Source organism: Nesterenkonia natronophila, assembly GCF_003595215.1.
GTDB lineage: Bacteria > Actinomycetota > Actinomycetes > Actinomycetales > Micrococcaceae > Nesterenkonia > Nesterenkonia natronophila.
In genome coordinates this window covers 592,314-618,161 of record NZ_QYZP01000002.1, presented here as the reverse complement: position 1 = coordinate 618,161, position 25,848 = coordinate 592,314, and the positions used below count along the sequence as shown (strand labels likewise).

Annotated in this window: 24 protein-coding genes; 9 read left to right on the top strand and 15 right to left on the bottom strand. The window is 61.7% G+C overall.

Annotated elements, in window-relative coordinates; translation table 11 throughout:
- The first annotated feature begins 38 nt into the window (after positions 1 to 38).
- Positions 39 to 1,826 carry a succinate dehydrogenase flavoprotein subunit gene (gene sdhA, locus D3250_RS07975; protein WP_119902812.1) on the top strand — a complete coding sequence of 596 codons (1,788 nt, stop codon included), beginning with the start codon at positions 39 to 41 and terminating at the stop codon, positions 1,824 to 1,826.
- Positions 1,826 to 2,614 (top strand): succinate dehydrogenase iron-sulfur subunit, encoded by a 789-nt coding sequence (locus D3250_RS07970; protein ID WP_119902811.1) that lies wholly within the window; start codon positions 1,826 to 1,828, stop codon positions 2,612 to 2,614. Before sdhA ends, D3250_RS07970 begins: the two co-directional genes overlap by 1 nt.
- A gap of 22 nt (positions 2,615 to 2,636) precedes the next feature.
- On the opposite strand, the gene D3250_RS07965 is transcribed toward D3250_RS07970, so the two are convergent.
- Entirely contained in the window at positions 2,637 to 3,761 is a 1,125-nt protein-coding gene (locus D3250_RS07965) for a YihY/virulence factor BrkB family protein (RefSeq protein ID WP_119902810.1), read from the bottom strand.
- 5 nt (positions 3,762 to 3,766) lie between these two features.
- Positions 3,767 to 4,762: a tryptophan--tRNA ligase gene (trpS, locus tag D3250_RS07960; protein ID WP_264080526.1), complete on the bottom strand. Its 996-nt coding sequence runs from the start codon at positions 4,760 to 4,762 to the stop codon at positions 3,767 to 3,769.
- 272 nt (positions 4,763 to 5,034) lie between these two features.
- Here trpS and D3250_RS07955 point away from each other — a divergent pair, with 272 nt between their 5' ends.
- Entirely contained in the window at positions 5,035 to 5,865 is an 831-nt protein-coding gene (locus tag D3250_RS07955; RefSeq protein WP_119902808.1) for a hypothetical protein, read from the top strand.
- A gap of 30 nt (positions 5,866 to 5,895) precedes the next feature.
- On the opposite strand, the gene menC is transcribed toward D3250_RS07955, so the two are convergent.
- From menC to D3250_RS07935, 4 genes are all read right to left on the bottom strand, one after another.
- On the bottom strand, positions 5,896 to 7,008 hold the full coding sequence (menC, locus tag D3250_RS07950; RefSeq protein ID WP_119903050.1) for an o-succinylbenzoate synthase: 1,113 nt from the start codon (positions 7,006 to 7,008) through the stop codon (positions 5,896 to 5,898).
- A 5-nt stretch (positions 7,009 to 7,013) separates the two neighbouring features.
- Positions 7,014 to 7,292: an Lrp/AsnC ligand binding domain-containing protein gene (locus D3250_RS07945; RefSeq protein WP_119902807.1), complete on the bottom strand. Its 279-nt coding sequence runs from the start codon at positions 7,290 to 7,292 to the stop codon at positions 7,014 to 7,016.
- A gap of 180 nt (positions 7,293 to 7,472) precedes the next feature.
- On the bottom strand, positions 7,473 to 8,249 hold the full coding sequence (locus tag D3250_RS07940) for an exodeoxyribonuclease III (protein ID WP_438830141.1): 777 nt from the start codon (positions 8,247 to 8,249) through the stop codon (positions 7,473 to 7,475).
- Between the two features lie 199 nt (positions 8,250 to 8,448).
- The gene (locus tag D3250_RS07935; RefSeq protein ID WP_192892576.1) at positions 8,449 to 9,015 is read right to left on the bottom strand and encodes a hypothetical protein; all 567 of its coding nucleotides are present in this window, start codon (positions 9,013 to 9,015) and stop codon (positions 8,449 to 8,451) included.
- Positions 9,016 to 9,084: 69 nt separating this feature from the next.
- On the opposite strand from D3250_RS07935, the gene D3250_RS07930 reads away from it, so the two are divergent.
- Complete coding sequence (locus D3250_RS07930) at positions 9,085 to 9,423, top strand: hypothetical protein (protein WP_147383506.1); 339 nt, start codon at positions 9,085 to 9,087, stop codon at positions 9,421 to 9,423.
- On the opposite strand, the gene D3250_RS07925 is transcribed toward D3250_RS07930, so the two are convergent.
- The 4 genes from D3250_RS07925 to D3250_RS07910 all read right to left on the bottom strand — a co-directional run bounded on the left by D3250_RS07925 (position 9,407) and on the right by D3250_RS07910 (position 13,737).
- On the bottom strand, positions 9,407 to 10,888 hold the full coding sequence (locus D3250_RS07925; RefSeq protein ID WP_119902804.1) for an MFS transporter: 1,482 nt from the start codon (positions 10,886 to 10,888) through the stop codon (positions 9,407 to 9,409). The two genes, D3250_RS07930 and D3250_RS07925, sit on opposite strands and share 17 nt — an antisense overlap.
- 78 nt (positions 10,889 to 10,966) lie before the next feature.
- A complete protein-coding gene (locus D3250_RS07920; protein WP_119902803.1) occupies positions 10,967 to 11,599 on the bottom strand; it encodes a DUF3784 domain-containing protein in 633 nt (210 codons plus the stop codon).
- A 66-nt stretch (positions 11,600 to 11,665) separates the two neighbouring features.
- Positions 11,666 to 12,949, bottom strand: coding sequence for an ABC transporter permease (locus D3250_RS07915; RefSeq protein WP_119902802.1), 1,284 nt, complete (start codon positions 12,947 to 12,949; stop codon positions 11,666 to 11,668).
- Positions 12,946 to 13,737 carry an ABC transporter ATP-binding protein gene (locus D3250_RS07910; RefSeq protein WP_119902801.1) on the bottom strand — a complete coding sequence of 264 codons (792 nt, stop codon included), beginning with the start codon at positions 13,735 to 13,737 and terminating at the stop codon, positions 12,946 to 12,948. The genes D3250_RS07915 and D3250_RS07910 overlap by 4 nt, the downstream gene beginning before the upstream one ends.
- A 165-nt stretch (positions 13,738 to 13,902) precedes the next feature.
- On the opposite strand from D3250_RS07910, the gene D3250_RS07905 reads away from it, so the two are divergent.
- Both D3250_RS07905 and D3250_RS07900 read left to right on the top strand, forming a co-directional pair.
- The gene (locus D3250_RS07905; protein WP_119902800.1) at positions 13,903 to 14,910 is read left to right on the top strand and encodes an ABC transporter ATP-binding protein; all 1,008 of its coding nucleotides are present in this window, start codon (positions 13,903 to 13,905) and stop codon (positions 14,908 to 14,910) included.
- Entirely contained in the window at positions 14,903 to 16,705 is a 1,803-nt protein-coding gene (locus D3250_RS07900; protein ID WP_119902799.1) for an ABC transporter permease, read from the top strand. Before D3250_RS07905 ends, D3250_RS07900 begins: the two co-directional genes overlap by 8 nt.
- A gap of 119 nt (positions 16,706 to 16,824) precedes the next feature.
- Here the strand turns inward: D3250_RS07900 and D3250_RS07895 are convergent, their stop codons facing one another.
- On the bottom strand, positions 16,825 to 17,994 hold the full coding sequence (locus D3250_RS07895; RefSeq protein WP_119902798.1) for a serine hydrolase: 1,170 nt from the start codon (positions 17,992 to 17,994) through the stop codon (positions 16,825 to 16,827).
- Between the two features lie 109 nt (positions 17,995 to 18,103).
- Here D3250_RS07895 and glyA point away from each other — a divergent pair, with 109 nt between their 5' ends.
- The 3 genes from glyA (at position 18,104) to D3250_RS07880 (ending at position 20,806) form a co-directional block, all read left to right on the top strand.
- Entirely contained in the window at positions 18,104 to 19,375 is a 1,272-nt protein-coding gene (gene glyA / locus D3250_RS07890) for a serine hydroxymethyltransferase (RefSeq protein ID WP_225973216.1), read from the top strand.
- Between the two features lie 11 nt (positions 19,376 to 19,386).
- Complete coding sequence (locus tag D3250_RS07885; protein WP_119902797.1) at positions 19,387 to 20,274, top strand: bifunctional methylenetetrahydrofolate dehydrogenase/methenyltetrahydrofolate cyclohydrolase; 888 nt, start codon at positions 19,387 to 19,389, stop codon at positions 20,272 to 20,274.
- A 319-nt stretch (positions 20,275 to 20,593) separates the two neighbouring features.
- Positions 20,594 to 20,806, top strand: coding sequence for a hypothetical protein (locus tag D3250_RS07880; protein ID WP_119902796.1), 213 nt, complete (start codon positions 20,594 to 20,596; stop codon positions 20,804 to 20,806).
- A gap of 72 nt (positions 20,807 to 20,878) precedes the next feature.
- Here D3250_RS07880 and katG read toward each other — a convergent pair whose 3' ends face one another.
- The 4 genes from katG to D3250_RS07860 form a co-directional block, all read right to left on the bottom strand.
- A complete protein-coding gene (katG, locus tag D3250_RS07875; protein WP_119903048.1) occupies positions 20,879 to 23,149 on the bottom strand; it encodes a catalase/peroxidase HPI in 2,271 nt (756 codons plus the stop codon).
- Between the two features lie 69 nt (positions 23,150 to 23,218).
- Positions 23,219 to 23,662, bottom strand: a complete 444-nt coding sequence (locus D3250_RS07870; protein ID WP_119902795.1) for a Fur family transcriptional regulator — start codon at positions 23,660 to 23,662, stop codon at positions 23,219 to 23,221.
- Positions 23,663 to 23,771: 109 nt separating this feature from the next.
- Entirely contained in the window at positions 23,772 to 24,812 is a 1,041-nt protein-coding gene (locus tag D3250_RS11805) for a hypothetical protein (protein ID WP_158583106.1), read from the bottom strand.
- 28 nt (positions 24,813 to 24,840) lie between these two features.
- Positions 24,841 to 25,719 (bottom strand): hypothetical protein, encoded by an 879-nt coding sequence (locus D3250_RS07860; RefSeq protein WP_119902794.1) that lies wholly within the window; start codon positions 25,717 to 25,719, stop codon positions 24,841 to 24,843.
- Positions 25,720 to 25,848: the final 129 nt, after the last annotated feature.

The window sequence follows — 25,848 nt, the reverse complement described above, 5'->3', positions numbered from 1 at the left end:
GCACTCAAACGCACCAACAGAAGAGAGCCGAACAGAACATGCAGGTTCATAAGTACGACGTTGTGATCGTCGGCGCCGGCGGCGCAGGGATGCGCGCTGCCATCGAGTCAGGTCAGCGCGCACATACCGCGGTGCTGACGAAGCTCTACCCCACTCGGTCGCACACCGGCGCCGCACAGGGCGGCATGTGTGCAGCTCTGGCAAATGTCGAAGAGGACAACTGGGAGTGGCACACTTTCGACACTGTCAAAGGTGGCGACTACCTGGTGGATCAGGACGCCGCGGAGGTCATGGCCAAAGAAGCTATCGACGCCGTACTGGATCTGGAAAAGATGGGGCTGCCCTTCAACCGCACCCCCGAGGGCAAGATTGATCAGCGTCGCTTCGGCGGCCATACCCGCGACCATGGCAAAGCTGCCGTGCGCCGGGCATGCTACGCTGCCGACCGCACCGGCCATATGATTCTGCAGACGCTCTACCAGAACTGCGTCAAACACAACGTGGAGTTCTACAACGAGTACTACGTCCTGGACCTCATCACTGTGGAGGAGGACGCCACTCGCGAGGACGGCACCACGTACAAGCAGAAGCGTGTGGCGGGTGTAGTGACCTATGACCTTGCCTCAGGTGAGCTGCACATCTTCCAAGCGAAGTCAGTGGTCTTCGCCACAGGCGGACTGGGCAAGATCTTCAAGACTACCTCCAACGCGCACACTCTGACTGCCGACGGCATGGCCCTTGCTTACCGGGCCGGCATCCCGCTGGAAGACATGGAGTTCGTGCAGTTCCACCCCACCGGACTGGCCGGCCTAGGAGTGCTGCTGTCCGAGGCGGCACGTGGCGAGGGTGGCATTCTGCGCAACAGTGACGGTGAACGGTTCATGGAGCGGTACGCCCCAACGATCAAGGACCTAGCTCCCCGCGATATCGTTGCTCGCGCGATGGCCCAGGAAGTCCGGGAGGGACGGGGCGCCGGCCCCAACAAAGACTATGTGTACCTGGACCTGACGCACCTGGAGCCGGAGCACATCGACGCGAAGCTCCCGGACATCACCGAGTTCGCTCGCACGTACCTCGCAGTGGAGCCACACACCGAACCTGTGCCGGTGTTCCCCACCTGTCACTACGCCATGGGTGGTGTGCCAACGAATATCAAGGCTGAGGTCCTCCAGGACAACGAGGTAGTCGTTCCGGGTCTCTACGCCGCAGGTGAGGTGGCCTGCGTGTCAGTGCACGGCTCCAACCGGTTGGGCACCAACTCGCTGCTGGACATCAATGTGTTCGGCAAGCGCGCTGGCATCTATGCCGCCGAGTACGCCTCCACCGCCGAATTTGTGGAGCTTCCGGAAGCTCCGGAGACATTCGTGACCGAACAGCTGGAGATGCTTCGCAACTCCAGCGGAGATCAGCGCGTGGCCACTATCCGGGCCGAACTCCAGGACACTATGGACCTCAATATGCAGGTCTTCCGGTCCGAGGAGAGCATCCGGGAGGCGCTGGATAAGATCTACGAGCTCAAAGGCCGGTACCAGCAGATCACTGTTCAGGACAAGGGCAAGCGCTTCAACTTGGACTTGTTGGAGGCTCTCGAGCTGGGATTCCTGCTGGACATGGCCGAAGTCATGACCGTCTCCGCCATGCACCGCAAAGAGTCCCGTGGTGGCCACTACCGTGAGGACTACCCTGACCGGGACGACGAAAATTTCATGCTGCACTCGATGCTGTATAAGGATCCCGGCTTCGAGACCGAGGGGGTCAAGGGCATCCGCTTCGACACCAAACCGGTCATCTTCACCCGCTACGAGCCGATGGAGCGTAAGTACTGATGAGCACTCCCACAGTTGAGAAAGAGCCCGCTTCCAAAATCGATCTCGCCGAGTCCGGCGATGGCGCGGGAGCCGTGCAGCAGTTTGACATCACCCTCAAGGTGCGCCGTTACGATCCCGAACGGACCGAGGATGCTTGGTGGGACGAATGGAACCTCACCATGTTCGGCACTGACCGTGTGCTGGACGCCCTGCACAAGGTCAAGTGGGACGTGGACGGAACCCTCACGTTCCGTCGATCCTGCGCTCACGGCATCTGCGGCTCCGATGCGATGCGCATAAATGGTCGCAACCGTCTTGCGTGCAAGACCCTTCTGAAGGACTTGGACACCTCCAAGCCGATCATCGTCGAGGCGATCAAGGGTCTGCCCGTGGAGAAAGACCTGATTGTGGACATGGAGCCGTTCTTCCAGTCCTACCGGGAGATCATGCCCTTCATGATCAACAGCTCCCCTACCCCCACGGCAGAGCGGGTGCAGTCCCCTGAGGAGCGGCAACGCTTCGACGACACCACTAAGTGCATTCTGTGCGCAGCCTGCACCAGCTCATGCCCGGTGTTCTGGACCGACGGTCAGTACTTTGGTCCCGCAGCCATCGTCAACGCCCACCGCTTCATCTTCGATTCGCGCGACGATGCCGGCGATATGCGTCTGGAGATCCTCAACGACAGAGAAGGTGTGTGGCGCTGCCGCACCACGTTCAACTGCACCGAGGCATGTCCCCGCGGCATTGAAGTCACGAAAGCCATCCAAGAGGTGAAGACAGCCATTCTGACCCGCTCACTCTAGTGAGTGCGCCGCTGACCGTCCCCTAGGGGCGGTCAGCGTGGTCGGAGGCCGCTATGGCGCCCCAACTGGCGGCAAAGAGATAGACCAGGCCGAAGATGAAGAAGTAGAAGAAGACGCCTAGCACTGTGCCAAAGGTGTTCAGGAGCGGGTTGGGGCTGTCAGCAAAGTTCTGCAGGAGCTGACTCGAAGCCAGGCGGAGCAGGGAGGCCCCAACCCCCGCAATCAGCGCTGACTGCCACAGAGCAGCCACCGGCATCACCAGCCGGGAGGCGACCCGCATCAGGATAATGGCGATCATCATGTCCAGGACAAAGGAAATGCCGAAGGACACCAGCTGCAGCACCACTCCGGTCCGCCCCTCGGAAGTCCATCCCAGGAAATTCAGGACCTCGGTGATCAGACCGTGGCTCAGCAGACCCAACACCGCAGAGACAATGGCGATGACGCCCAGAACAATCAGCATCACAAAATCTTTGAGCTTCACGAAGATCACGTTCTCGGCCATCAGCGGCCGCTCCCAAATGCTACGAATGCCGGCGCGCAGACCGTGCAACCAGCTCAAAGACGTCACCAGCGCCACCGCTACAGCAATAGCCAACGAGACAGTCAGCCCTTCGAGGATGAAGAGGTCGCGTGCCTGGTTCTCCGATATCAGTCCACCCTCGCTGATCAGGCCAGGGACCGCAGTCTGAACACTCTCTATGATGAGGTCCTGGTATTCGGGGCTCCCACCGATGATAATGCCCGCCACCGAGAAGCCGGCCCACAGCATGGCCGTCACCGAGAAGAACATCATGTAGGCCGCACCTGCGGCCATCACTGTTCCGTAGTGGAAGAAGAAGAGGTTCAGGGAGCGCATCAGTCGCGTCCGACTCAGCCGGGCAAAGCCCCAATCCATTAGCGGAACGAGCCGGGCGATGCCGGTACGGCCCGCGCGCTTGGCTCGACCGTAGGCCATGCGCGCCTGAAGCTCCTCCTGTTGGAGGAGGTCATGGTTCAAAGGATTATTGCGTGCCCTGACCTCATGACGCTCATCCAGCTTCTCGACGCGCGCCTTGGCCGCCTCCAGGATTGCGCCGGTGCTGCCCAGCTGAGATCCTCGGCTACCTGGTTGGGGCTGCGGGCGAAGGCCGCGGCTGCGAGCCATCTGAGCTATACCGGAGCCGCAGGCAGGAAGCCGACTTTGTCGTATACCTCAGCCAGCGTCCCAGCTGCGGTTTCGCGCGCCTTCGCTGCGCCTTTCGCCAGCAGGTGGTCCAACTCGCCAGGGTCGGCCAAGAGTTCTTGGGTCCGGTCCCGAACCGGTCCGATTCTCGCTACCACTACTTCCGCGAGGTCCACTTTGAGGTGACCGTACATCTTGCCCTGATACTCGGCCACCAACTCGGGAATGCTCCTGCCCGTCACGGCGGAGTAGATGCTCAGAAGGTTGGAGACACCCGGCTTCGCCTCGCGATCGAAGCGAATTTCTGTGCCGTCATCGGTGACCGCGGACTTGATCTTCTTGGCGATCTTCTTATCGGTGTCGTTGATGTTGATGAGCCCATTGGGGGATGACGCTGATTTGGACATCTTCGCAGTCGGCTCCTGGAGGTCGTAGATCCTCGCGCCCACTTCGGGGATGAAGGGTTCAGGAACCCGGAATGTCTCACCGAAGCGGTGATTGAACCGCTGGGCGAGGTTCCTGGTGAGCTCCACGTGCTGCTTCTGGTCATCACCCACCGGCACACCGTGGGGCTGATAGAGGAGAATATCGGCGGCCATAAGCATGGGATAGCTCAGGAGCCCGACGGACGACGCTTCCGTTCCCTGCTTTGCCGACTTGTCCTTGAACTGCGTCATCCGCGCAGCCTCACCCATCCCTGTAAGACAGGTGAGCACCCAGGCCAGCTGGGCGTGCTCAGGCACATGGGATTGGACGAACAGTGTCGACCGGTCAGGATCAATGCCCCCGGCGATGAACTGCGCGGCAGTGTTCCGCGTCCGTTCGCGCAGAGCCTGCGGCTCGTGCGGGACGGTGATCCCGTGCAGATCCGGGATGAAGAAGAAGGCTTCGTACTGCTCCTGAGTCTTCACCCAATTGACCAAGGCACCCACGTAGTTACCCAGGTGCAATGACTCGCCCGAGGGCTGCATGCCTGAGATCACTCGCGCACCGGGTTCCGGAACTGTTCGAAGGGTCCTTTGCTGATCAGGGGAGAAGTTGGGGTCGTCAGTCACGGAGAGATCCTTTTGTCCTATTCATTTCGGAGCGAGTCTGCGGTCATTCTATGGCCCTGGTGAAAACCACCAAAGTTCTGGTGACGCACCTGAATGATGACTATCCTGAACGGAAGCTGAATCCAAGCTAGAGTTGCACAGGACCACCGTCTTATGTGGTGCAGAGGGGCCCAGCGACTGACCCGGAGGTAGGAGGAACGGTGACACATTATTCGACCACCAAGCAGGTCGGCAGGACAGCGGTGCTAGGCATGGCTGCGGCGGGACTCTTCGCCCTCACCAGCTGCGGTGAAGACGAGCCACCTCCGCTGGAAGACATCGCGGACACCATTATTGAGTCTGTTGAGGAGGCCGAGTCCTTCACTGTCCTCAGCGACGGTGACTGGGACGCGGCCTTCGCCTCCGACCCTATGCTCGACGATGTTGATGCAGATGCTGATCAGCAGGAAGTCCTGGTGCACTTCACCGAGGGCGGGGATCGGGTATCTATGCAGATCGATGTGTTGGACGTGGAGTGGGACATGCTGTTCCTCCGACCGGAGGCAACCGCATACATGCCGGTGGCCGCGTTCATTGAACTCATGGAGCTCGGCGCCGAGATGGAGGGCGACGACATCAGCTCGTTCCTCGATGTAGACGGCTTCCGGGAGGACGCCGGCGACCGCTGGTTGATCATCGAGGACATCAGCGAGTCCGAGATGGAGGAGCTCGAGATCAGCAGCCTGCTTTCCGAGTATGGATTCGATGACGGCCCCAGCTTGGCCGAGCAGTATGCCAGCGAAGGTGAGCTTCAGGATCGCGAGGGCACATCTGTATGGGTCTACGAAGGCGAGGACGAGACAGAGCTCGTAGTCCTGGCGGACTCGGAGAACCCATACTTTGTAGAGCTGACCTATTACGAAGACGACGTTCGCGTCACGGAGCACTACTCCAACTGGAATGATGCTCCGGAGACTGAAGCTCCGTCCGAGGATGAGCTCATCACCGAACAGGAGCTCGAAGAGCTTCTGATGCGTCACATCATTTTCTGAGAGCGCGAGAGGACCCAGGGGTTTACCGGCTCAGCGGAGCTGGACGGTGAATTCCTGGGTCGTCAGCGACTCCAACATGGCGGTCTTGACCTCGTACCCCAGACCCGGCCCTGTGGGCACTTCGATCTGGCCATTGTGCATCGTCACCTCGGGGGTGATGAGGTCTTCGGCCCAATATCGCGCTGACGGCGCAGTGTCGCCAGGAAGCGTGAAGCCGTCCAAGCTGGCGATCGCTACATTGTGCGCGCGCCCGATCCCCGTCTCGAGCATCCCTCCGCACCAGGCGTCGACCCCGGACTCCCGGCAGAGCTGTTCGATCTTCAGCGACTCGGTCAGACCACCAACCCGACCCACCTTGATGTTGATTATCTTGCCAGAGCCGAGTTCCAGAGCCTTGCGGGCGTCATCGAGCGAGTGGATGGACTCATCAAGACAGATGGGAGTCCGAATCGCCGCCTGCAGGTGACGATGATCCACAATGTCGTCATGCGCCAGCGGCTGTTCGATCATCATCAGATTCAGCTCATCGAGTGCGGCGAACAGCTGAGCATCGTCCAACGTGTAAGCAGAGTTGGCGTCGACCATGATCGCCTCGTCGGGGAATTCCCGCCGGACGGCGCGCATCATCTCGAGGTCGCGGCCGGGGGCAATCTTAATCTTTATTCGCCGGTACCCGGCTTCGACTGCCTCACCTACAGCCTGGAGGAGTTCAGCGTCGGTCGGTTTGATGCCGATGCTCAGGCCGACGTCCACCCGGCTCTTGGTGCCGCCGAGCGCCTGCGACAGCGAGATTCCCTGCTGTTTGGCCCACAGGTCCCAGACGGCGCCCTCCACCGAGGCTTTCGCCATGTTGTTGCGTTTGATGGGGTGCAGCAGCGTACTGATGTCGTCCGGATGCTCCACCGCGGCGTTCTGCAGCCGGGGCAGCACGTACTCAGCCAGAGCGACTTCACAAGTGCTGGTGGCCTCCTCGGAGTAGGTGGGTTCGGCACCGGCTACACATTCTCCATATCCCACCGTGCCGGCGTCGTCGCGTGCTTCGACAATCAGCAGGTCTCGGTGAGTCTGAGTGCCGAAGCTTGTGGTGAACGGGGTGAGCATTTCTGTCGTCAGCCGGCGCACGGTGATGGAAGTCAGATTCATCACTGTCAGTCACCCCCGAGGGCGAACCCGGCCTCGAGATCGCGCTGGGAGTACGTGCGGAAGGCGACCATCGTTTCGGTGCTGATGATTGACCCGGCCTTGGAGATCTTGCCCGGCACCAGCTCGCTGAGATCCTCGAAGTTCTGCGTCTTCACCACCGCGACCAAATCCCATGACCCGGTCACTGAGTACACCGCGTCGACCTCTTCGATCGCCGCAATCTCTTGGGCGGTCTCTGGGATCTTCTTAGGATCCGTCTTGAACAGAGTGATCGCGGTGATCAATGTGAACTCCTTCGAGTCTCGAGGGCTGGACGACCATCTACATGCTGCTACCCCTGGGGGAACGCCGCACGCGTCGGGGCAGGCCTCCCCGGAAAGAGACCCATTTCATACTCTAAGGCACTGTCGTGCAGGAGCGCCCGCCCAAAGCGGAAATCCTCGAGCTGCGCCCGCCGCCGGTGCTTACGGCAGGTTGTAGTCGACCACCAGCGGGGCGTGGTCCGACCAGCGCATGGAGTAGTCAGCTGCACGGTCAACTTGAGGATTGACGGCACGGCCTGCAAGCTCTGGTGTCGCCATGTGGTAGTCAATGCGCCATCCGGTGTCGTTGTCGAAAGCTTTTCCGCGATAGGACCACCAGGTGTAGGGGCCGTCGACCTCCCCGGCGAGCGACCGGGCCACATCAACGTAACCGGCATCGCCGAAGAACGTGTCGAAGAACGCGCGCTCCTCCGGGAGGAAGCCGGAGTTTTTCACATTTCCCTTCCAGTTCTTGATGTCGAGCTTGGTGTGGCCCACATTGAGGTCGCCCAGCACCAGCACATGATCAGAGCGCTGTGCCAGCTGTGGAAGGTGTTCACTCATGTACTGCAGGAAACGCATCTTGTGGTCCTGGCGGGGGGTGCCGACTTCTCCGGAGTGCGCGTAGACACTGACCACTGTCAGAAGGCTGCCGTCGCCGATCTCGTAGTCGGCCTCGATCCACCGACCGTCGTCCTCGGGGCGGTCGTCACCTATCCGTGTCCGGGTCTCCACCGGGGCCTTACGGGAGAGGATGGCCACTCCGGCACGGCCCTTGTGCGCAGCCTCATGGTCGTGGACGTGCCACTGGGAGTCAGGGTCCTCGGCGCCGGCCTGCTCAGCAAATTCGGTGACCACCTTGCTGAGGACGTCCGGTGTGGCCCGCACTTCCTGCAGCGCTAAGATATCCACCTCCCGGGAGGCCAGCCACTCCCCCATGCCTTTACGGGCAGCTGCTCGGATGCCGTTGACGTTGACCGAGGCGATCCGAGTCGCCTCTGCTGGCTTGGGGTCCACAATCCGGTGCGGGAAGTCGTCGGGCTCGCTCACTGGTTCTCCTTCACAGGTGTCAGGTGGGTGTTGAGATGACGCATAGCTACAGCGGACTGGCATCTCAACAAGGCAAAGAAAACGTGCGTCAGCGCACGATGTCGCCTTCGATAGTCTCGCCGTGGGCGTCGTCGTTCCCGGCTGGCTTCTTCTTCCGCCGACCAACCTGCTCGGCGAGCATATCCCGACCGTTGTGCGCGGTGATCTCCAGGGTTTCCAAGGCGCGGTCCACCATCTCGGTGTCGGCCTCCTGGCCCTTGCCCAGCTCCTGCTGGATGACCCGGGTTTGAACCTGGACGATCTTGAAGGAGTGGTCCAGCTTGAGGTTACGGGTGTGAGTGTCCTCATCGATCACTGCGGTGCCCCCTGAGCTTGGGGCCCGGGTAGCCGCCACATCCGCTCTGGCTGAGTCCACGGCCTGGCCGAACTTCTTGGCGCTGCGGGAGAAGGCGAGCACCACGATGGTGGCCAGCAGCAGCCAACCACCGGCGATCACCACCAGAATCCATCCGATGATCTGGTTCTCGTTGGCCGCGAAGATCAGCGCCACCAGCAGCACGGTGATCATGACCGCGAACACGATGCTGGTGCCCCGGCGGCCGGCATTGCGCAAGGCTTCGTGCGCTCTTTGGGGGGAGGGAAGAGAATTGCTCACAGGAGCCTATTGTTCCAGACTGCAGGGATAAGATCTAAAGGCACCGACTGCAAACTTGAGGAGCTCGACGTGACCGTACTGCCGGAGATGATTGCCACTGACACTTCTGAGCGGACCACATGGATGCGGCGCTACACCCTGGAACCTTCGCTGGCCGACCAGTTTGTGCAGTTCCTCAGCCAAGAGGTCTTTCCGGCTCGTGAGGGACGTGGCTTCACCATAGAGTCCGTCTGGCTGGACAGTGACAAGTCCCAGCTGACATGGTTCGTCTCCCGGCTGGGCAGCTCAGCGGAGTTCGCTGAGGCTGAGCAGGCGTGGGAGGACTCGGAGGAGCGTGCCGAGATCTTCGCGGGCAAGCCGCAGTTCGTCACGGGCAAGGACGTTCGCGAAGTCATTCGCCTGAGGTGACTGTTGCGCTCCGACTGAGCCGTCTGTCGGCTGCGGCACGCCGGGCAGCGCCCACCGCGGCGAGCACCGAAGTGAGCATGATTCCGGAGATCACAAGTGACGTCACCAGGAGGGCTGTCTGGTGGTCGTAGCCTGAGAGCACCATGAAATAGACGGCTGTCACCACCGCGAGCCCAATCGCCGTGACCACCCTTTGCGCGCTCTGCGCCACTCCCCCGGCCGCACCGGCCATGCTTTCGGGTACGTCCTGCATGGAGAGTGTCTGCGCACTCGGGATGATCAGTGCCTGGGAAAGGCCGTTGACACCCAGCGCCAGCGCGACCCACCCGATTGAGGCCCACTGGGTGCTCTGCAGAAACGCAGCGCCGGCTAGCACAAGCATGGAGATGAAGGCCGCGACGCTGCCCAGAACCAGCATCTGCGGGCCTATCCGCTCCACTCGGCGCCCCACTTGGGAGGCCAGCAGGATGACCATGGCCGCGCTGGGCAGCATCACCAGGCCTGCGGTCAGGGCGCTGAGCCCCAAGCCCTGCTGTATGTAGATGGCGACGACCGCCCAAATGCCCGGCATACCGGCGAAGTAGAGAATGATGACTGCAGAATTCCAGGTGTAGCTCGGCAGTGTGAACAGTTTGAGATTCACCATGGGTGCTTCAGCATCGCGTTCGCCCAGCCGCTTTTCCCACAGGTACCAAAGCACCAATAGGACCAGGCCTCCCACCCCGACTGCTGCGCCGATGAGGTTAGCGAACTGGATGACGGGCAGCATCACGCACACGATGGCGACGGAGAGCAGCCCGGCCCCGAGCGGATCCAACTTTCGTATCCCGCGGAAGGCACCGGCCGCGGTGGACTTGGTGGGGTGAGCGTCTCGGAATTTGGGCAGCCAGAGGAACGCCGCGACCAGCGCCGCTGCCGTGACCGGGACATTGAGGAGAAAAACGAGTCGCCAACCTGTGTCCGCTGATGCTGCATCAATCAGTACCCCTGCGAGCAGTGGGCCGATGGCAACAGCGACACCGATGACCGTGCTCATCAGGCCGTAGGCGCGGCCGCGGGCCTGACCTGTGAAGAGCCGCTGGATCATCCCGATAATCTGCGGAACGAGCATTGCCGCACCTAAGCCAGCGGCAATGCGCATGGCGTTGAGCATCAGCGGATTGGGCGAAAATGCGGCCGCCAGCGATGTGGCGGCGAAGACGGCTGTACCGATGAGGAAGAATCTTCGGCGCCCCCAGAGGTCTCCGGCTCGGCCAGCAGGCACCAGCCCCACACCGAATGCAAGCGCATAACCCGAGAGGACCCACTGGAGGTCGGCTGAGGTCGCACCGAGACCCTCCTCGATGGCTGGGAGAGCGACCATCACCGAGGAGATGCTCATCAGCGAGGCGAAGAGGGGCAGCAGCAGCGCGATGAGGACACGTGCACTCGGTGCACCCTCGGAACTGCGCTGATCCTGGCTCACCTGATGCACTCTATACCGAACCGGAGGGGCCGTTGCGCAAGGCAACTTTCCTCCCCGTGGGTCCTCATGTGCGAAGTCTCAGCGCTTGACCTCGCGCAGGTAGCGGGCCACGTCCGGACTCAAGGCAAGCACCAGCCAATAGATGTTCACACCAATCCAAATCAGCGTAATCACAATTGTGGCGAAGTCTGTCGGCCCGCCGAGGACGAAGCCGAAGATCCCAAAGCCGGCGCCGAGGAAAGCGAAAACGATGCCCACGATCCTGGCCCAGTTCTTCGACGCCCGCAGTCCGGAGTACACCATGAGGTAGATGCCCAACCCGATGAGGGCGAAGATCACGGTGACGCCGAGGACAACGCTGAGGTAGTTCTCAATTTCGCTGCGTTCTATAGTCTGTCCAGCCGCTGAGAGCTGCTGTTCAAAATCGTTGATCATCTGCTCGCGGTACGTAGCCGTGTTCATCATGATGAAGCTCACCAGCTGGTTGAGCACATACACTGCCAGGGACACCAGGGTGACGAGCTTCAACTTGCGGAACTTATCTGGCGCCTCGACGGGGCCGCCGTAGGCGTGCGGGTTATAGGGCTCGGTGCCGTATTTTGAGGGGCCCGCACCACCGTAAGGTGAGTCACCCCCGCCAGGCGCTGCGCCGGGCTCGGGGGTCCCCCACTGGGGATCATCGGGGTGGTTCTCGTGCGGTGGGTTGCTCATGTCTCCTCCTTGTGCTGGGAAGTTTCCACTATGGTTCCCGTCAGATTCTCTGCTGCTTTTAGGTGACTATTCATACCGCAGCGCCTCAATGGGGTCTTTCTTCGCCGCTCGCGCAGCCGGCAGAGTGCCCGCCAAGAAGGCGATGATAATGATGAGCAGAAAGATTCCGCCGATGGCAAACGGGTCGAGCCCGAAGAGACTCAACTCGGCAAAGCCGCCCAGCGGTCCATCATCTGCAGTCAACAGGCCGTTGGTGACGAAGCCGGCGATCAGCCCGAGGCCGATGCCGACCACTGAACCCATGATGCCGATCACCACTGCCTCCATGGAGAACAGAGTGAACACCCTAGCCCGTGACATGCCCAGCGCCTTCATCAGACCGATCTCTCTAGTACGCTCCTGGACACTCATCAGCAGCGTGTTGACGATGCCGAAGCTGGCCGCGAGCAACGCGATGAGCGCAAACCCGGACAAGATCCACGTGATGGCGTCAATGACCGCTTCGAACATGGCGATCTGGTCTTCGACGGTGAGTCCCCAAAGGCCCTCAGCGGCGAGCGCATCCTTCACCGCGTCCTCATTCGCCTCGAGGTTCTCTATCTCGGCAGCAGCCATAATGTAGGCCTCGGGCATCTGCCCTTCGTAGCCCTCGGCATTGATATCAGCAACTTCCTCAGCAAGCGCCACTGAGGGAATCGGGGTGAAACCGACGCCCGCTAGGGTCCCTTGGGTGACCCCCACCACCTCGGCCTCGAACTCGGTGGTCTGTCCCACCGCATTCGGGGCGGCGACTATCAGCGTCTGACCCAGAGCGTCCTCCGGGTCCTCAGTTCCGAAAATCTCCAGCCAGTCCTCCGGCAGGGTGATCTGCATTTCACCTCGGTCGGGTGCTCCTCCAGCGGCAAACTCGGCCAGTACATCGTTGAGCGCAAAGTCGAACTGCGCCTGGTACTGCCCGCCGTCTGGGGCCTGGAGGTACTCAAGCTGCGCCGCCACCTCAGTATCGACGCCCACCACATGGTCCAGACCCTCAACAATCTCGACGTCCGCGGCGGAGAGCATTCCTGTCCCGAAACCGTCCTCCGGCTCCACTCCAGCCTCGGGGTCGTACTCTGGTGGTCCGTCCTGCTCCTGGGCGTCTGCCTCCATCTGCGGCACCACGTAGATGACGTCGTCGACCCCGAAGCCGCCAAAGATCCGGTCCACGGTCTGGTTGATCCCGGCACCCAGACCCGAGGTGAGGGTCAGAGTGAAAGCACCAATAACGATCGCGATGACAGTCAGCGCAGTGCGCAGCTTGGAGCGGAGTGTGTTGCTCAGCGCTGATTTGGTGAGGTCCAGGGATTTCATCGCGCCCCTGCTCTGCCGAATGAGAGAAGACGCCGACGCCGCGGTGCAGGTCTTCCCTGCCCCCCTGTGATGGGGGCCTTTCGGGAGGAGGAGACTCTGACGCCGGTCTGTTCTTCGACGATCTCACCGTCCTGCATGATCAGGCGACGCTGACACTTCGACGCCAGATCCTCGTCGTGGGTGACGACCACGAGCGTGATGCCGTGGTCGCGCTGCAGGTTAAGCAGAATGTTCTCCACCGTCTCGCTGGTCGCGCTGTCCAGGTTTCCGGTGGGCTCGTCTGCGAAGAGCACATCTGGGTTGTTGATCAGTGCCCGGGCAATGCAGACGCGCTGCTTCTGTCCGCCGGAGAGGTCGGTGGCCCGATTCTTGGCCTTATCGGCCATTTCGAGCTGCTCCAGCGCGTGCATGCCCCGCTGATCCCGCTCTGACCTCGAGACGCCTGCAATCTTGAGCGGCAGGGTGACGTTCTCCAGGACTGACTGATTGGGGTTGAGGAAGAACTGCTGAAAGACAAATCCGAACGTCTCATTGCGCAGTGCGGAGACAGTCTTGGGCTTGAGTTTGCTCACCGGGCGTCCGTCGAGCGCCACTACGCCAGAGGTGGGTTCGTCCAGCAGGGCCAGCAGATGCATGAGGGTGGATTTCCCCGATCCTGACTTGCCGACGATCGCCACCGATTCGCCCCGGTGGATTTGAAAACTCAGGCCTTTGAGCGCATGGAACTGCGCGGGGCCACGTCCGTAGACTTTAACCAGATTCTCCGTCTCTAGAACGGGTGTGCTCATTGTTGCCTCTCGCTTGCGTGTCACTCTCGGGATCAGTCTTCCGGATGAGAGCCCTCTTTGCATCGCCCGCAAGGATGAACCGCGGCGGGAGGGCCGCAAAAAGGGAAGCGCGACGCATCCTAGTATGCTAGCAATGTGTTTAGTTTACCGTGTAAACTATTGCGCATGTCCATTTCGTCTGCCCTGGAGTTCTCTGTGCCTACCGAGTCTGGGCCCGAACCGGCGATTCACGCCGTTGACCTGGTCAAGAGGTACGGTGACTTCGCGGCGGTCGACGGCATCAGCTTCAGTGTCTCCAAGGGAGAGTCGTTCGGACTGCTGGGGCCCAATGGTGCCGGCAAGTCCACCACAATGCGGATGATAGCCGCAGTCGCCTCACGCACCAGCGGTCAGATGCGGGTCGCGGGCCTGGACCCGGAGCAGCAGGGTCCTGAGGTGCGCGCCCGGCTCGGTGTGATCCCCCAGCAGGACAACCTGGACGAGGAGCTCACCGTCCGGGAGAACATCATCATGTACGGCCGCTACTTCGGTCTCCCGCGGCGCTATCTGCTGGCGAAGGCAGATGAACTGCTGGAGTTCGCCCAACTCAGTCACAAGGCCAACTCCCGGGTCGAGGACCTCTCTGGGGGGATGAAGCGTCGGTTGACCATCGCCCGCGCACTCGTAAACGAACCGGAGGTCCTGCTGCTGGATGAGCCCACCACCGGGCTGGACCCGCAGGCGCGCCACGTGCTGTGGGACCGACTCTTCCGGCTCAAGGAGTTCGGCACAACTCTTGTGCTGACCACCCACCACATGGATGAGGCGGAGCAGCTCTGCGACCGGCTCGTGGTGGTCGACCACGGCACCATCATGGCCGAAGGCTCCCCTCAAGGGTTGATTCGCGAACACTCCACCCGCGAGGTGTTGGAGCTGCGCTTCGGCACCGACCGCAACGCCGAGCAAGCTGAGACGCTCAAAGAACTGCTCACCAACACCGATGCTGGTGCAGGAGAGGTCGGTTTCAGCCATGTGGAGGTGCTCCCAGACCGGCTCATGGTCTACGCCGAGCATGCCGAGTCCGCGCTGGAGAAGATCCACGCCGCCGGACATAGGCCCATGACCTCGCTGGTCCGGCGGTCCTCTCTGGAAGATGTCTTCCTCCGCCTGACAGGGCGGTCCCTGATTGACTGAGACGACGACGCCGCCTCGGGACCCCCTGAGCAGCGGCTCCCTCGAATCTCCCGCGGCCAACAAGAATCTGCTGACCCGGCGCGTACGCCGCTTCGGCGCCCTGTATCAGGCGGAAGCGACCCTGCGCTCCATGCGCGCCTACGGCGGCGTCATCCTCTTCTCCTCCACGTTCCAGCCGATCATGTATGTCCTGGCGATGGGGCTGGGGCTCGGGGTCCTGGTGGGAGCCGAGACCGACTTCTCGGCGTACGGCGCCGATTCGTACTTGATGTACATCGCCCCTGCCATTCTCGCCTCGACTGTCGCCATGACTGCCGGGATCGAATTCACCTTCCCGGTCATGGAGGGGTTCAAGTGGAGGCGCAAGTACTTCGGCGCTCAGGCCACCACGCTGACTCCGCAGCAAGTCGCTGCCGGTCATATCTTGGGAGTCTGCTGCCGGTTCGGGGTCCACGCCCTGATCTTCACCGGTGTGCTGTTCGCCTTCGGAGCGCTGAGCTCACCCACTGCGGTGCTGATGATCTTCTCCGCCATGCTGGGCGGGCTTGCCATGGGCTTGCCCATCATGGCTTACATCTCCACGCTGCGCGATGAGAAGGGCCATGCAGCCATGATCCAGCGGTTTGTGATCATGCCGCTGTTTCTCTTCTCGGGCACATTTTATCCGCTCACCAACCTGCCGCAGTTCTTGCAGGTCATCGGATGGATCTCCCCGATGTGGCACGCCAACGAACTCGGCCGAACCTTGGCGTTCGGTCAGCCGACACCGCTGTGGCTGCTGCTGGTGCACGTGGGCTACCTCCTCGCGATTGTCGTGCTCGCCTGGATGACGGTCCGCCGCGTGTTCATCCGTCGCCTGGGGTACGAGGAGTGGCGCGGACGGATCCCGGGGCTGAAGGCCGATCAGCGCCGCCAGCAGAAGCAGGACGCAAGAGAGTCGCAGTACGGCACTTACCAGCGCAGTGAAGGAACCCCTGAGGCGACCTTCCGTCGCGGTATCGGAGCCAACTATTACTCCGGGAACGTCCGGGCCGTTTTCAGCCGCGGTATGGCGGCTATCCGCAACAATCGTGGCCTGATCTTGCTCTCCGGCTTCCTCGAGCCCGTGCTGTTCCTCACCAGCTTCGGCCTCGGGGTTTCCCCCATGATCTCCGGGATCGAAGCCGAACAGGCTGGTGTTGCCGGTCAGGACACCATCAGCTACGCCGCCTTCATCGCCCCTGCCCTGTTAGCCGTTGCCGCCATGAACGGCGCGGTGTTCGACTCCACCTGGAACGTATTCTTCAAGCTGAAGATCACCAAGCTCTACCACACGATGATGTCTACATCGCTGGGACCGGTGGACGTGGCAGTGGGCGAAATCTGCCTGGCGCTCTTCCGGGGCGCCATCTACGCCTTCGGATTTCTCGGGGTCTTGTTGGCCACCGGCCTGGTGACGCCCTTGTCAGCAGTACTGATGTGGTTCACCGCACTGTTTATCGCACTGGGATTCGCCTGCGTGGGCATGGCGGTGACCAGCTTCATGAAGCGCTTCCAGCAGATGGACTGGATGATGATGGTGCTGATCCCCATGTTCCTCTTCTCAGCCACGCTGTTCCCCATCAGCGTCTACCCTGCCGGAGTCCAGGCGGTGATCCAGGCCCTGCCGCTGTGGCATGGGGTGGAGCTCATGCGGGATATCGCGTTCTGGGACTTCAGCATGCTGACCCTGGTGCACATCAGCTATTACCTGGTGATGATCGGTCTCGGCGGAATGCTCGCCGCCTACCGTATGAAGGCTCTCTTCCTCAGATAATCCCTGAATCGCGTGGTGTACGCACCCACTCCGCCACACAGCGTCTCGGGATGCGGGGAACAACCCGTTCAGAGGTGGTAGTTTCCTACATCCCCAGACGCTGTGCCTCAGGGGACGTCTCAGTCGCTGTCGCGTTCTGTCTCGGTGTCGGCGATTAGCGCATCCAGCGCCAGGGAGAAGAGCTCGTCCCGGTGTTCGGGCATGTCCTCAGTGTCATCGGTGTTGAGCAGGAGCACCACCGTGCGCCCGGTCCCGTCCTCCGCCTGGGCATGCCAGGTGCCAGTGACCACTCCCGGCAGCCCGCCTCCTTTGAAAGAGAGGCTCTCCCACCATTCATCCTGCACTAGCTCCACCAGCCCAGGATTGGCGGTGAGGATCTCCCCCACCTCAGCATGGTCCTGGGCCTGTGCGGCAAGCGCTTGGGTCACCTCGGCCACATCCTCCGCGGTGGCGTACCAGTCTATGACTTCGTCACGGTCGTGCCGCGAGGTGTCCTCCGAGGTGATCTCCAGATCCTCTTCGGAGACCTCCTCCAGCACGTCCTGACGGTCTGCGAGCTCCAGATCTTCCCAATTTTCACCCAGTTCGGGGACTCCCCAGCGCAGCTGGAAGAGCTCCCTCGTGCTGAGGAACGGCTGAAGCAGCTGAGGATCGTGGTGCCCCGACTCAATAACTGCCTCCTCCACCGCGTCACGTCCGAGCAGAGCCATGAGCATGTCGGTGCCGGTGTTGTCGCTGAGCGAGATCATCCGATGCGCGACGTCGTAAACGGTGGTGGTGTACCCCTCCGGCTGATCCTGCAGCGTGCCGGAGGGCAGACTGCGCAGCTCGTCTGTGAGCTCCATTGCGTCCAGCCAGTCAACGTCCCCGGTCTCGATCGCCTCAACAAGCGCAGCGAGCACGTAGATCTTGGAGACCGAAGCCAGTGGAGCCGGTTCTCCCTGGCCGGATTGCAGCAAGACCTCCCCATCCTCCACCACCAGCGCTTCAACATGTCCGGGAAGCTCTGACAGCCGCTCGGAAATCTCCACAAACCCTTCCGAGGGCTCTACCAAGTCCGCTTCGGACTCGGCCGGAGGAGCGACGTCGTCCTGCTCAAGCGGGAAATCCGGGCCCTTGTCAACGGGCTGGGTCTCAGATTCAGGTTCGGGCTCGTTGAGCTGGTGGCCCCCATCCAGCGGAACCTCCACCTGAGTCCGCTGCCCTGAGGCGGCTTCCGCAGCACAGGATGCCACGAGCAGGAGAACGCCCGAGGCTGTCGCAGTGCGAAAGATCTGGTGCCGGGTCACTCCGGTGAGACTAGTCGGTCTACCCCCGCGGCGCCACGTGCAGACGGGATAGACTGGCCAGCGGCAGCGCTCTGCACAGGTTCACGCACGACATCCCAGGAGGACTCACTTGTCTGACATTCATTCCGCCCCGCTCTCCGAGGTCGACCCTGAGATTGCTCAGGCCATGTCCGATGAGTTGGGCCGGCAGCGCGGGACGCTGGAGATGATTGCCTCCGAGAACTTCGTACCACGCGCCATCCTGGAGGCTCAGGGCTCGGTCCTCACCAACAAGTACGCGGAGGGCTACCCGGGACGCCGCTACTACGGCGGGTGTGAGTTTGTCGATGTGGCAGAGAACCTCGCCATCGAACGCGCCAAAGCCCTCTTCGGGGCGGACCACGCCAATGTCCAGCCTCATGCGGGAGCGCAGGCCAATGTTGCGGTGATGACTGCATTCCTGAACCCCGGTGACAAATTGATGGGCCTCTCCCTTGCTCACGGGGGGCACCTCACCCACGGCATGAAGCTCAATCACTCCGGGAAGTTCTACGAGATCGCTGCTTATGAGGTGGACCCGGAAACAGGGCTGATCGACATGGAGCAGGTCCGCGAGGTGGCCCTGGCGGAGAAGCCGGACATGATTGTGGTTGGTTGGTCGGCCTATCCACGGGAGCTGGACTTCGCTGCATTCCGTGAGATCGCAGACGAGGTCGGCGCCATCCTCTGGGTGGACATGGCACACTTTGCCGGGCTGGTGGCCGCTGGCCTGCACCCTAACCCCGTTCCCTACGCAGATGTGGTGACGACCACCGTGCACAAGACCCTGGCCGGTCCTCGCTCAGGACTGATCCTTTGCACTGAGGAGCACAAGAAGAAGATCAACTCAGCAGTCTTCCCGGGCCAGCAGGGTGGGCCCCTGATGCACGTCATCGCGGCCAAAGCGGTCGCGTTCAAGATCGCCGCCACCGAGGATTTTGCTCAGCGGCAGGTGCGCACCGTGGAGGGTGCGCGGATTATCGCAGAGCGGCTGACTGCCGCCGACGTCGCCGAGACCGGTGTCTCCGTGCTCACCGGCGGCACTGATGTGCACCTGATCTTGGTGGACCTGCGCAATTCAGAGTTGGACGGCAAACAGGCCGAGGACCTGCTCCACCAGGCGGGCATCACCGTCAACCGCAACGCGGTGCCGAATGACCCGCGTCCGCCGATGGTGACCTCAGGACTGCGGATCGGCACCCCCGCCCTGGCTTCGCGCGGTTTCGGGGATGCTGAGTTCCGCGAAACCGCAGACATCATCGCTGAAGTCCTCAAGCCGGGGGCCGACATCGCGGCGCTGAGTGACCGCGTAGCGAAGCTCGCCGCCGACTTCCCACTGTATGAAGGCCTCGAGGATTGGTGAAGCGGAGTTCCATGACTGCACAGCTGCTCGACGGACGCGCCACGGCCAAAGCCATCAAGGCTGACCTCAGAGAACGCGTCACCGCACTCAAGGCCAAAGGAATCACGCCGGGTCTGGGCACCGTGTTGGTCGGCTCAGACGCCGCAAGCGAGTCTTACGTGGCGGGCAAGCACCGCGACTGTGAGCAAGTCGGCATTGAGTCCATCCAGGTGAACTTGCCTGAGGACGTCTCCGAGACGGAGCTGCTCGCTGAATTGGATCGGCTCAACAATGACGACTCCTGCACCGGATACATTGTGCAGCTTCCGCTTCCGAAGCACCTGGACCAGCAGAAGGTGCTGGAGGCAGTCTCGCCGGAAAAGGATGCCGATGGCCTGCACCCGACGAACCTGGGACGTCTGGTCGCCGGAGTGAATGAGGAGCTCACCTCACCCCTCCCATGCACTCCTAAAGGGTGTGTGGATCTGTTGGCGCATTATGGAATCGACCTGGCGGGCCAACATGTGGTGGTCGTCGGCCGCGGAGTGACCATCGGAAGACCCATCGGGCTGCTGTTGACCCGCAGGGCCGTCAACGCCACGGTGACGCTCTGCCACACTGGCACCAAGGATCTGCCACGCCACCTGCGCGAAGCGGATGTGGTGGTCGCGGCCGCTGGGGTCAAGCACATGATAGATCCGGCTGATCTCAAGGAAGGGGTGATCGCCCTGGATGTGGGCGTGACCCGCGAGGTGGACCCGGAGACCGGCAAAGCCACGATCTACGGTGACCTGGCCCCGGGGATTGCAGAACGAGCCAGCTGGTACTCTCCCAACCCCGGCGGAGTGGGTCCCATGACTCGTGTGGAGCTGCTGCAGAACGTGGTGCTCAGCGCCGAACAGCAGACCGCCGCGGAGTGAGCCTGTGCCTGGGCACACATAGTCAGCCCAGGACGCTCTGCTGGGCCTCATTGAGACCTCGTTGAGACCTCGTTATAACGGCGTTTCAGCTGGACAGAGCCTTGGCGAATCTTCCCTCGGGTGCACGTTACCTGGACACTTGCCCAGAGTCTGCCCATAGTTCTCCCAAAACCCCCTGTTCTGGCTTCCGTTAGACGGGGGTATGTGGTGAGAATGGAGACAGTTCACCCAGGGATGCATCAAACGGCAGACCGGGTGCAAGGCGGAAAGCCCGCCCAGCATCCAAGTGATGCAGTTCATGTACGGAGGTAACAAGCTTATGGCTACCACCGATAACAAGCTTCGTTCAATCGCCGCGATCCTCGGCATCGGATCCCTGGCTCTCGTGGGCGTATCTGCCTGCGACGATGGAGGAGCTGACGACGCCGAAGATCCTGCAGTGGAGGAGAACGGCGACGAGGGCATGGAAGAAGAAGAAGAGGCCCCCGAGGATGACGGCATGGAAGAGGAGGATGACGAGGGCGACCTCTGATTCCTGACTTCTAGTCATAGGAAAGGCCCTGCGGGATTTTCTCCCGCAGGGCCTTTCTCTGTCATGAGCAGATTATGCTGCTGTCTTTCCGGCCGGCTTGCGCAGGTCGAAGCGGTCGAGCTCAGAGACCCTCGCCCAGGCGCGAACGAAGTCTCTTACGAATTTCTCGTGAGCATCGTCAGCGGCATACACCTCAGCCACAGCTCGCAGCTCGGAATTGGAGCCGAAGACCAGATCGACCCGGCTCCCGCGGCCGAACACCTCACCCGTTGCGTCGTATGTGGCTTCAAAGGTCTTCCTGTCCGAGTCCAGGGCCTTCCAGGTCTTACCCAGATCGAGAAGATTGACGAAGAAGTCATTGCTCAGCACGCCGACGCGATCGGTGAAGACGCCGTAGTCAGACTGGTCCCAGTTTGCTCCGAGGACCCTGAGTCCGCCGACCAGCACAGTCATTTCCGGTACGGAGAGTGAGAGCAAGTTGGCTTTGTCGATCAGAGCGTGCTCAGCCGGCAGCGAGCTGTCAGGACCCACGTAGTTGCGGAAACCATCAGTCACCGGCTCCAGGTACGCGAACGACTCTTTGTCGGTCTGCTCCGGTGAAGCATCGACGCGTCCCGGGTTGAACGGCACCTCCACCGCAACGCCCGCGTCAGCGGCGGCTTTCTCCACCGCAGCATTCCCGGCAAGCACAATCAGGTCCGCCAGAGACACCTGCTTGTCCGAGCCCGACGTGCGGGAGTTGTACTTCTCCTGCACGGACTCTAAGACGTCGAGCACCTTGGCCAGCTGCTCGGGATTGTTGACTTCCCAGTTCTTCTGCGGGGCCAAACGGATACGAGCGCCGTTGGCACCACCGCGCTTATCACCGTGGCGGAAGGTTGAGGCTGCCGCCCATGCTGTGGAGACGAGCTCCGTGACACTCAGGCCGGACCGCAGAATCTCCTGTTTCAGCTCTGCGGCGTCGGCATGGTCAATGAGTTCGTGGTGCACCTCCGGCAGCGGGTCCTGCCAGATCAGGTCTTCTTCGGGAACCTCGGGGCCCAGGCAGCGCGCCTTGGGTCCCATATCGCGGTGGGTCAGCTTGAACCAGGCGCGTGCGAACGCGTCGCGGAACTCTTCCGGGTTCTGGTGGAACCGCCGTGAAATCTTGTCATACTCCGGGTCGACTCGCAGGGAGAGGTCCGTGGTGAGCATGCGGGGTTCGCGCTTACCCTCGCCGTGGGCCTCGGGCACCAGACCGGCTCCCTCACCATTGGTGGGGCGCCACTGCCAGGCACCGCCGGGGCCCTTGTACACCTCCCACTCATAGGCGTAGAGAATGTGGAAGAACTCGTTGTCCCAGCGAGTGGGATGGTAGGTCCACGTCACCTCGAGACCTGAGGTGATCTGGTCATCACCTTTGCCCGTTCCATTGGCGTTGTCCCAACCCAGACCTTGACGGTCCAGATCGGCGCCCTCTGGATCAGGTCCCAGGTGATCGTCGGTATTGGCTCCGTGACCCTTGCCGAAAGTGTGCCCGCCGGCGATGAGAGCAACAGTCTCCTCATCACCCATTCCCATTCGGGCGAATGTCACCCGAATGTCATGAGCTGCCCTGAGTGGGTCGGGCTCGCCGTCCGGACCTTCGGGATTGACGTAGATCAGCCCGAGGTGCGTGGCACCGAGAGGCTTGTTCAGGTCACGATCGCCGCCCTCGGCGAATCGCTTCTCACTGCCAAGCCATTCTTCTTCGGCTCCCCAGTAAACGTCATCTTCGGGCTCCCACACATCGGCCCGGCCGCCGGCGAAGCCGAAAGTCTTGAGGCCCATTGACTCCAGGGCCACATTGCCGGCCAGAATCATCAGGTCGGCCCAGGAGAGCTGACGTCCGTACTTCTTCTTGATCGGCCACAGCACCCGCCGCGCCTTATCCAACCCGACGTTGTCCGGCCAGGAGTTCAGCGGTGCGAAGCGCTGCTGGCCCGTTCCACCGCCACCACGACCGTCGACGGCCCGGTAGGTACCCGCCGAGTGCCACGCCATGCGAATGATCAAGGGGCCGTAGTGGCCGAAGTCGGCTGGCCACCAGTCCTGGGAGGTGGTGAGCGTCTCCGCAATGTCCTGCTTAACCTCAGATAGGTCCAGTTTGAGGAACTCTTGTGCGTAGTCGTAGTCCTCCTCGCCGAACGGGTCTGCGACCTGGGGGTTCTTGGCGAGGACTTTGAGGTTGAGCTGATGGGGCCACCAGTAACGGTTTCCGCCTCCCTGGGTCGGGTGTGCGGGCCCAGACGGCGCCTCAGCTGTCGGTATGGCGGATGACCCCTCATTGTGCATGACGGGGCAGCCATTGGTGTTTTCGGTCATGGATTTCCTCTCTTCGTTGAGCATTGACTCTCTAGGAGACAAGTCGGTTCGGTAGACGTCTTGCGCAGATCAGGCAATGACAGCGCGCTCGGACCTCGCCGCTGCGCACTGGTCACAAATTCCACGAAAGACCACGTCGGCCACACTGATCTGCATACCCAGAGACGTAGGGACCTCCAGGCAGGGCGCCTCACCGTGGACGCAGTCCACATCCTCGATTCGCCCGCATTCCGTGCACACGGCATGGTGGTGGTTGTCTTCAGTGCGGGTCTCATAACGAGCCGCGGAGCCTGGCGGATCGAACCGCCGCAACAAACGATGGGACGAAAGATCGTGAAGCACCGTGTAGATCGACTGCACGGTGATGACGGGCAGCACCCGGGCCACCTGAGCGTGGATAACCTCAGCAGACTGATGGGGGTGCGCGGCGACGGCCTCGAGCACGGCCAGGCGCTGTCTCGTGACGCGGAGACCACGTTCACGGAGCGCTTGCGACCAATCGAACGACGTCATATCGCCTATTTTGCACTACATCTGAATAACTCACAATTGGAGGCCCTACACAGCATTGGGGCCGCCCCTTAGGCGGGGCGGCCCCAATGCTGAGGTCGGGTTCTAGCTTCTACTGCATCATGTCTTGCACGATAGCTTCGAGTTCGTCCTCGGCAATGACGTCCTCGTCGGCGGGCTCATCCTCTGCCACATCCTCGGAATCGTTCCAGTCGGTGAAGTTTATGGAAACTTCTATGCCCTCCGAATCCATGGAAATTTCAGAGAGAAGCGGTTCGTCCTCATCAGCGATGATGACGAACTCCACGAACTCGTCCTCCATCTCTTCGCGGTAGACCCATACATCCTCCCCGTCGCGGTTCTCCGCCTCACCGGTGATCCCCGTGTCGGCCAACGAGTCCATGTCGGCGGAGGACAGCATCTCCTCCCGGAAAGTCTCCACATACTGCTCTGGGGTTTCAATCTCCCCGGCCAAGGTGCTCGTGACGTCTACCCAGGAACCTTCGGTTTCCAGCTCGGATCGAAGCTCCTCGGGATCAGGACCGGCGCCCTCTTCCGGCTGGAACTCCCGGTACTCTTCGCTGAAGGACTCAACCGTCTGGTAGATGGTGTCTCCACCGTCGTAGAGCAGGTAGTCGATCAGGTCTTCTAGCTGCCACACTGAGCCATCACCGGTCATGTCCCCAGCGACGACCACCTGGACGACCTCTTCCTCCTCGGCGATCTCCTCTGTGTCATCGTCAGCAGCTTCGTCGTCTTCCTCCTCGACGAGATCATCGATCTCGTCATCGTGAGTCACCTCGTCCAGTCCCAGCATCGAGGCAGGCACTTCCGAAGTGATGGTGACGGAGTCCTGGGAGCTGGAGCTCTCCCACACGCTGTCTTCGATGTCAGCGAGGTCGGGGGCGTCGCCTGCCTCGGAGTCCTCATCTCCGGCGTCCACCTCTTCTTCCGGGTCCGGCTCCTCGCCCTCCTCGTCGGCTACCTCGCCGGGGGTGTCGCCCTGGTCCTCGGCGCCGTCCGGATCGAGGTCCTCCTGGCCGTCCTCGGCGACGTCGTCGCGGGCACCTTCATCCTCCGGGCCGCAGGCGGTCAGTGCCAGCACTGCCACACCGAGAAGACCGGTTGTGCGGTAGAGAGCTTTCATCGACATTCTTCCTCCTAGCTGTTCATGCAGCGGTTCAGGCGTCCGGGTGCTCGGCGCCGCCGTCATCGCTCTCTTCATCTTCGAGTGCTCCGGGCTCCCAGCCCTGCTCCTCAGCTATGGCCCCGAAGATCTCATCGAGAGTAATGACATCGGTTGGAACCTCAGGGGGCTCGGAAGCGTTCCATTCAGTAAATTCGTAGTGGGAGTCCTCATCCGTGATCTCCAGCAGATACGGTTCCTGGTCTGCGGCGACGACGAACTCGCTCTCTCCCCCGTCGGCGGTGTACACCCACACCGTTTCACCCTCACGCTCCTCAGCGTGCGCGGCCATGGCGTCGACGTCGTCCCCGGTCAGTTCCGACCGCCAGGTACTGATGAACTCCTCTGCGGAGAAGACCGACCCTCCTGAGTCCTCGAAGAGCACCCAGTTGTCTGAGATGGTCTCCTCAACGAACTCCTCTTCCACCAGGTCGGCAACCTCATCGTCGAGCTCGCTGACCAGCAGAGCAGCGAAATCCTCGCCTCGGAAGTACTCCTGGCCGGCAACCGCACGTTGCGTGAAGCTCGACCCTCCGGCTGAGAATGACATCTCCGATTCCGTGCCGTCCAGGGCGCCGGTGATCGTCAGCTCACCTGTGGTGTCGTCGTCGACTCCGTCGAAGAGTTCATCCAGATCAGCCTCCCCGGCCCTCACCTCACCATCTATGGTGACGGAGTCTGCGGCAAGCATCGCGGAGAACATCTCCTGACGGATGTCGCCGAACGCCGGCACTTCATTCTCCGCTGCCCCTTCATCCTCCGGCGCCTCAGTCTCCTGCGGATCGGTGTCAGGGTCTCCGACATCTTGCGCGTCAAAGGGGTTGCTGCAGCCCGAAACGGCCACAGCCGCAAGTGCAGTGATCGCTATGGTCATACGCTGCACGGTCCACCTCCTACACATACTCTTCGCGAGAGTATTTGTCTTGCCTGAATGTGCCCTTGACGCATGCTCGAGGCTCAGGCAAGGACGATGCTTCCAGCGTAGGCCCGAGCTTCCAAAATT

Coding starts and splice junctions, on each gene's coding strand:
- sdhA (WP_119902812.1), top strand. CDS start 39: ATGCAGGTTCATAAGTACGACGTTGTGATCGTCGGCGCCGGCGGCGCA.
- D3250_RS07970 (WP_119902811.1), top strand. CDS start 1,826: ATGAGCACTCCCACAGTTGAGAAAGAGCCCGCTTCCAAAATCGATCTC.
- D3250_RS07965 (WP_119902810.1), bottom strand. CDS start 3,761: ATGGCTCGCAGCCGCGGCCTTCGCCCGCAGCCCCAACCAGGTAGCCGA.
- menC (WP_119903050.1), bottom strand. CDS start 7,008: ATGAATCTGACTTCCATCACCGTGCGCCGGCTGACGACAGAAATGCTC.
- D3250_RS07940 (WP_438830141.1), bottom strand. CDS start 8,249: ATGGGGGAGTGGCTGGCCTCCCGGGAGGTGGATATCTTAGCGCTGCAG.
- D3250_RS07920 (WP_119902803.1), bottom strand. CDS start 11,599: ATGAGCAACCCACCGCACGAGAACCACCCCGATGATCCCCAGTGGGGG.
- D3250_RS07915 (WP_119902802.1), bottom strand. CDS start 12,949: ATGAAATCCCTGGACCTCACCAAATCAGCGCTGAGCAACACACTCCGC.
- D3250_RS07910 (WP_119902801.1), bottom strand. CDS start 13,737: ATGAGCACACCCGTTCTAGAGACGGAGAATCTGGTTAAAGTCTACGGA.
- D3250_RS07905 (WP_119902800.1), top strand. CDS start 13,903: ATGTCCATTTCGTCTGCCCTGGAGTTCTCTGTGCCTACCGAGTCTGGG.
- D3250_RS07885 (WP_119902797.1), top strand. CDS start 19,387: ATGACTGCACAGCTGCTCGACGGACGCGCCACGGCCAAAGCCATCAAG.
- D3250_RS07880 (WP_119902796.1), top strand. CDS start 20,594: ATGGCTACCACCGATAACAAGCTTCGTTCAATCGCCGCGATCCTCGGC.
- katG (WP_119903048.1), bottom strand. CDS start 23,149: ATGACCGAAAACACCAATGGCTGCCCCGTCATGCACAATGAGGGGTCA.
- D3250_RS07870 (WP_119902795.1), bottom strand. CDS start 23,662: ATGACGTCGTTCGATTGGTCGCAAGCGCTCCGTGAACGTGGTCTCCGC.
- D3250_RS11805 (WP_158583106.1), bottom strand. CDS start 24,812: ATGTCGATGAAAGCTCTCTACCGCACAACCGGTCTTCTCGGTGTGGCA.
- D3250_RS07860 (WP_119902794.1), bottom strand. CDS start 25,719: ATGACCATAGCGATCACTGCACTTGCGGCTGTGGCCGTTTCGGGCTGC.